Genomic DNA, 5026 nt, shown 5'->3' with positions numbered 1-5026 from the left:
GCATAAAAAAAGCCTCACATTTCTGTAAGGCTTTCTGTGCACTTGTAGGGATTCGAACCCCAAACCTTCTCATCCGTAGTGAGATGCTCTATCCAATTGAGCTACAAATGCGTTTCCCTTTCGTTTAAGGGAATGCAAAAGTAACTTTTGCAATTGAAATACGCAACTATTTCGCAATTAAATTTTTAAAATAATTGCGAATAAAATGCCTTTACGCTTCTACAGCTTGCTTAATTGCATTAAAATCAGGTAGATCACCTGCATTTTCCAATACCTCAGCATAACTAATATTTCCTTCTTCATCGACTACAAAAGCGGCTCTTTTAGCAACACCTTTCAAATTGAACACAAATTCATCGTAGTAAGCGCCGTAAGCTTGAGACGTTTCTTTATTAAAATCCGACAATAAAGGGAATTGATAAGACTGTTCTTCTTTAAACTTAGCTAAGGTAAAGGGAGAGTCAACTGATAAGGCTACTACCTTTGCGTTTAAACCTTCGTAATAACCAAAAGAATCCCTCATGGTACACAGTTGTTCAGTACACGTACCTGTAAAGGCCATTGGAAAAAAATGTACTACAACTTTTTGTCCTTTAAAATCACTTAAAGCTACTTCTTCAAGTTCTGAACTGAATAATTTAAAATCCGGTGCTTTATCGCCTGCTTGTAATGCCATAATTTTAGTTTTAATTTTTGTAAATATAGTATGGGGAAGTTGCCCCTAGGTCAACATATTCTCATTTTTAATGAAGCTGCTGCAACTGCAGCTGCTGGTCTACCAGTGCTAAACCTTCCTCGAAACTGTGCGGTGCGTAACCTAAATCCCTCTGCGCTTTATTGAGGATAAATCCCGTACGGACTGGTCTTGGGGCGCTTTGATTGAGACTGGCGCTAGACACCTCGTTAATCAGCCCGGCATCCAACTTCCAGTAATTGGCAACACGCCTTACCAGTTCAACCACACTCATCATGTCTTTACCACTTATATGGTAGATACCCTGTGCATTTTGTTCCACCGCAAGTAAACACGCTGTTGCAAGATCTTCAGCCAGGGTGGGCATACGCCACTGGTCATTAACCACATTTAAGGGTTGGCCTTTCTCCAATGCCCCTTTAGCCCACAACACAATATTGCTTCTGCTTAAGTCAGCTACAATACCATATACCAAGATCGTTCTGATAATGGCCCATGGGCAGGAGGCCTGTTTTACCACCACTTCTGCAGCTAATTTCGTTTCCCCGTAATAACTTAAAGGATTTGGCAGAGCGGTTTCCTCGTAAGGACCGGCCGCACCATCAAAAATAAAGTCTGTAGAAAGGTGTATAAAATGTATATTAAGCTCTTCACAAATGCGCACTAAGGAGCCTACGGCTTCTATATTCAGTTGCTCAGCCAACTCGGGATGAGCCTCACAGGTGTCTACATTAGTCATGGCAGCGGTATGGATTACGGCATCGGGACGGTATTTATTAAAAACCGAGTGAATGCTGTGTGGGTCGAGCACGTCCATTTCGGCGTAGCTATAGCCTTCGTTTACCGGAAAACGGTTTGCACCTTTGGAGGTAGCGATTAAGTGATACTTATTTGACGCTAAAATATTTTCGGTAAGTTTCTGGCCTAAAAGGCCGTTACTGCCGGTTACCAGAATGGTTTTCATCGTAAATGAACGGGGTTTTAAAGTGTTTTTTGTCGTACTAAAGTATCAATTTAAAAACAGTTGAAAAACTTTTTATTTATGTATACAATATAAGTGGAAAAAACTTAACTTTGCAGACCAAATTACAAGGCCATAAAAGAGCCTTTAACATTTTGATATTTATAATTTTACCCAAAACAATATATGCCTAACATTGGAAAAATAGCGCAGATTATAGGCCCGGTAGTTGACGTAAGTTTTGCTTCCGATGCTTATTTACCTAAGATTTACTCGGCTTTAGAAATTACAAAAGAAAACGGTCATAAGGTCGTTTTAGAAGTTCAACAGCACCTTGGTGAAGACCGTGTTCGCGCCATCGCGATGGACTCAACCGATGGTTTGGTTCGTGGTATGGACGTTGTTGACTCTGGTGCCCCTATTAAAATGCCCGTTGGTGAGCAAATTAAAGGTCGTTTGTTCAATGTTGTTGGTGATGCTATTGACGGTATCAATACAATTGATAAAGCTAATGGTAAACCAATTCACAGTGCTGCCCCAAAATTCGAAGATTTATCAACTGAAATCGAAGTTCTTTACACTGGTATTAAAGTAATCGATTTATTAGAGCCTTACGCTAAAGGTGGTAAAATTGGATTATTCGGTGGTGCGGGTGTTGGTAAAACTGTATTAATTATGGAATTGGTAAACAACATCGCGAAAGCGCATGCTGGTTTATCGGTTTTCGCTGGTGTAGGTGAGCGTACACGTGAAGGAAATGACCTATTACGTGAGTTTATCGAATCTGGTGTAATTAACTATGGTGATGAATTCCTTCATTCTATGGAAAAAGGTGGATGGGATCTTTCTGTAGTTGACACTGAGAAACTAAAAGATTCTAAAGCTACATTGGTGTTCGGTCAAATGAATGAGCCTCCTGGTGCACGTGCACGTGTTGCATTATCAGGATTAACCGTTGCTGAATATTTCCGTGATGGAGATGGTGAAGGTGCTGGTAAAGATATTCTATTCTTCGTTGATAACATTTTCCGTTTCACTCAGGCTGGTTCTGAAGTATCTGCCCTATTGGGTCGTATGCCTTCAGCGGTAGGTTACCAACCAACATTGGCTACAGAGATGGGTTTAATGCAAGAGCGTATTACTTCAACTAAACGTGGTTCGATTACATCTGTACAGGCGGTTTACGTTCCTGCAGATGATTTAACTGACCCTGCTCCGGCAACAACATTTGCTCACTTAGATGCAACAACTGTATTATCACGTAAAATCTCTGAGCTTGGTATTTACCCTGCAGTAGATCCACTGGATTCTACATCACGTATCTTATCGCCAGCAGTATTAGGTGATGAGCACTATAACTGTGCACAACGTGTTAAAGAAATTTTACAACGTTATAAAGAACTTCAGGATATAATTGCCATCCTGGGTATGGACGAATTATCTGAAGAAGATAAATTAACTGTTCACCGTGCACGTCGTGTACAACGTTTCTTATCACAACCTTTCCACGTAGCAGAACAGTTTACCGGATTAAAAGGTGTATTGGTAGACATTAAAGAAACCATCAAAGCATTTAACATGATTATGGATGGTGAAGTTGATGAATATCCAGAAGCAGCTTTCAACTTAGTAGGTGGTATTGAAGAAGCGATTGAAAAAGGCAAGAAAATATTAGCTGAAGCAAACGCTTAATTAAAGCGCATATAACATATATATATGACATTAGAAATTTTAACACCAGATAAAAAAGTATTCGAAGGCGAAGTAACTTCGGTTTCCGTTCCAGGTACCATGGGTTCTTTCCAGATTTTAAATGACCATGCGCCGATTATCTCAACCTTAGAAGACGGACCAGTAATTATTAAAGGCAATACCCATGTACAAACTTTTAACATCAAAGGTGGTGTAGTCGAGGTTTTGAAAAACAAAATTATTGTTTTAGCCGAAGGTGTTGCTTAATATCTAATTTAATAATATACAGCCCCTCACATTCAAATGTGAGGGGCTTTTTTTTAGACCTGATTTTTTAAAATTTTTAAACTTTTTGATAGACTACAGTCATTTTACGCCGAATTTCCCTAAAACTTATATGTTAGCATAATAACTATACCGTATACCGAAATCATATTTAGTCTATTTTATACCATCAATTGTATTAATCAAGCCTTCTTAGCCAAATTAAAATCAAATAATAAACCATTTAACAATATTTAATTTTTTTTCAAAATATTTCTATCAGCTATTGCAAGCTAAACAGCCATCCCTTAAATTGTAATTATAAAAACAAAACCAGGAACCACAATAAACACACCATGATGAATCGCTTTCACAACGTCATTATTAACCTAAACCTACTGCTGCTAAATCAGGAGTACAAGGCGCTGTAAAAGAGTATTTAATCAAAAAACTGAAGCGCCTCCATAAGAGGCGCTTTTTTAATAAAAAATCAAACTAGACGAAATCAACCGAAGCCATGTCATACTATAATGATAAAACAGTAATCTATTTAAACGGTTCTTTCGTAAAAGCAACCGACGCCAATACAGACTTGTATAGCCAGTCGCTACATTATGGATATGCAGCGTTTGAAGGCATCAGGGCCTACAAAACCCATAATGGCACACGCATATTTAAAGCAAAGGCACACTTTGAGCGCCTGAAACGCTCCTGTGAACTTGCCCAAATCCCCTTTAACTGGGATGTTGATGAACTAATTAGAGAGACCTATAAAGTATTAAGTTTAAACAAACTCACTGACGCTTACATACGCCCACTGGTATTTTGTGGTGCAAACATGACCTTATCGGCGCCTAAATCTGTATCTATCATGATCTGTGCATGGGAATGGGGCGCTTACCTTGGCAATAAACAACTAAAAGTAGGGTTATCAAGTTTCCAGCGACCAAACCCTAAATCAGTTCCCATAGATGCGAAAATTAGTGCTCACTATGTAAACTCTATCCTTGCTACTACTGAAGCCACTACAAAGGGCTACGACGAAGCCCTCCTGTTGGATATGCATAACAATGTAGCAGAGGCACCAGGAGCAAATATATTTATCGAAAAAAACGGAAAGCTTTACACCCCTCCACTTGGTCATATCTTACCAGGCATTACTAGGGCAACCGTTATTGGCCTATGCAAATCCCTTGATATCGAATGCATTGAAAAAATCTTAAATATTGATGAACTGAAAGAAGCTGATAGTGCCTTTTTCTGCGGAACAGCAGTCGAAATAGCAGGTATTGAATCCATTGATGGCGTTAAATATCCAGTTAAATGGCAGGAAAGCGTTGGTGCAACCATCCAACGTACTTACAAAGCATTAGTATTAGAAAAACAGAACTACGAAGTAATTATATAATATAATG

General features: G+C 38.9%; 5 protein-coding genes and 1 tRNA gene. 3 read left to right on the top strand and 3 right to left on the bottom strand.

The window, feature by feature from the left end; translation table 11 throughout:
- Positions 1 to 37: 37 nt before the first annotated feature.
- The 3 genes from ACR2F3_RS08855 to ACR2F3_RS08845 form a co-directional block, all read right to left on the bottom strand.
- A tRNA-Arg gene (locus ACR2F3_RS08855) sits at positions 38 to 111 on the bottom strand.
- A 100-nt stretch (positions 112 to 211) separates the two neighbouring features.
- Complete coding sequence (locus tag ACR2F3_RS08850) at positions 212 to 676, bottom strand: redoxin domain-containing protein (protein WP_432709619.1); 465 nt, start codon at positions 674 to 676, stop codon at positions 212 to 214.
- Positions 677 to 743: 67 nt separating this feature from the next.
- The gene (locus ACR2F3_RS08845; protein WP_432709618.1) at positions 744 to 1658 is read right to left on the bottom strand and encodes an SDR family oxidoreductase; all 915 of its coding nucleotides are present in this window, start codon (positions 1656 to 1658) and stop codon (positions 744 to 746) included.
- 183 nt (positions 1659 to 1841) lie between these two features.
- Between ACR2F3_RS08845 and atpD the strand changes: the two genes are divergently transcribed.
- The 3 genes from atpD (at position 1842) to ACR2F3_RS08830 (ending at position 5019) form a co-directional block, all read left to right on the top strand.
- Positions 1842 to 3347 carry a F0F1 ATP synthase subunit beta gene (gene atpD / locus ACR2F3_RS08840; RefSeq protein ID WP_432709617.1) on the top strand — a complete coding sequence of 502 codons (1506 nt, stop codon included), beginning with the start codon at positions 1842 to 1844 and terminating at the stop codon, positions 3345 to 3347.
- A gap of 24 nt (positions 3348 to 3371) precedes the next feature.
- Positions 3372 to 3614: an ATP synthase F1 subunit epsilon gene (gene atpC, locus ACR2F3_RS08835; protein WP_432709616.1), complete on the top strand. Its 243-nt coding sequence runs from the start codon at positions 3372 to 3374 to the stop codon at positions 3612 to 3614.
- A gap of 514 nt (positions 3615 to 4128) precedes the next feature.
- Positions 4129 to 5019 (top strand): branched-chain amino acid transaminase, encoded by an 891-nt coding sequence (locus ACR2F3_RS08830; RefSeq protein ID WP_432709615.1) that lies wholly within the window; start codon positions 4129 to 4131, stop codon positions 5017 to 5019.
- The last annotated feature ends 7 nt before the right edge of the window (positions 5020 to 5026 follow it).

The organism is Pedobacter sp., assembly GCF_045627485.1.
Classification (GTDB): domain Bacteria; phylum Bacteroidota; class Bacteroidia; order Sphingobacteriales; family Sphingobacteriaceae; genus Pedobacter.
Note: the sequence above shows the minus strand (reverse complement) of the source record. Positions and strands in the feature narration are given on the sequence as shown.

Bases quoted from the DNA above. Each gene is read 5' to 3' on its own strand.
- ACR2F3_RS08850 (WP_432709619.1), bottom strand. From the start codon at position 676: ATGGCATTACAAGCAGGCGATAAAGCACCGGATTTTAAATTATTCAGT.
- ACR2F3_RS08845 (WP_432709618.1), bottom strand. From the start codon at position 1,658: ATGAAAACCATTCTGGTAACCGGCAGTAACGGCCTTTTAGGCCAGAAA.
- atpD (WP_432709617.1), top strand. From the start codon at position 1,842: ATGCCTAACATTGGAAAAATAGCGCAGATTATAGGCCCGGTAGTTGAC.
- atpC (WP_432709616.1), top strand. From the start codon at position 3,372: ATGACATTAGAAATTTTAACACCAGATAAAAAAGTATTCGAAGGCGAA.
- ACR2F3_RS08830 (WP_432709615.1), top strand. From the start codon at position 4,129: ATGTCATACTATAATGATAAAACAGTAATCTATTTAAACGGTTCTTTC.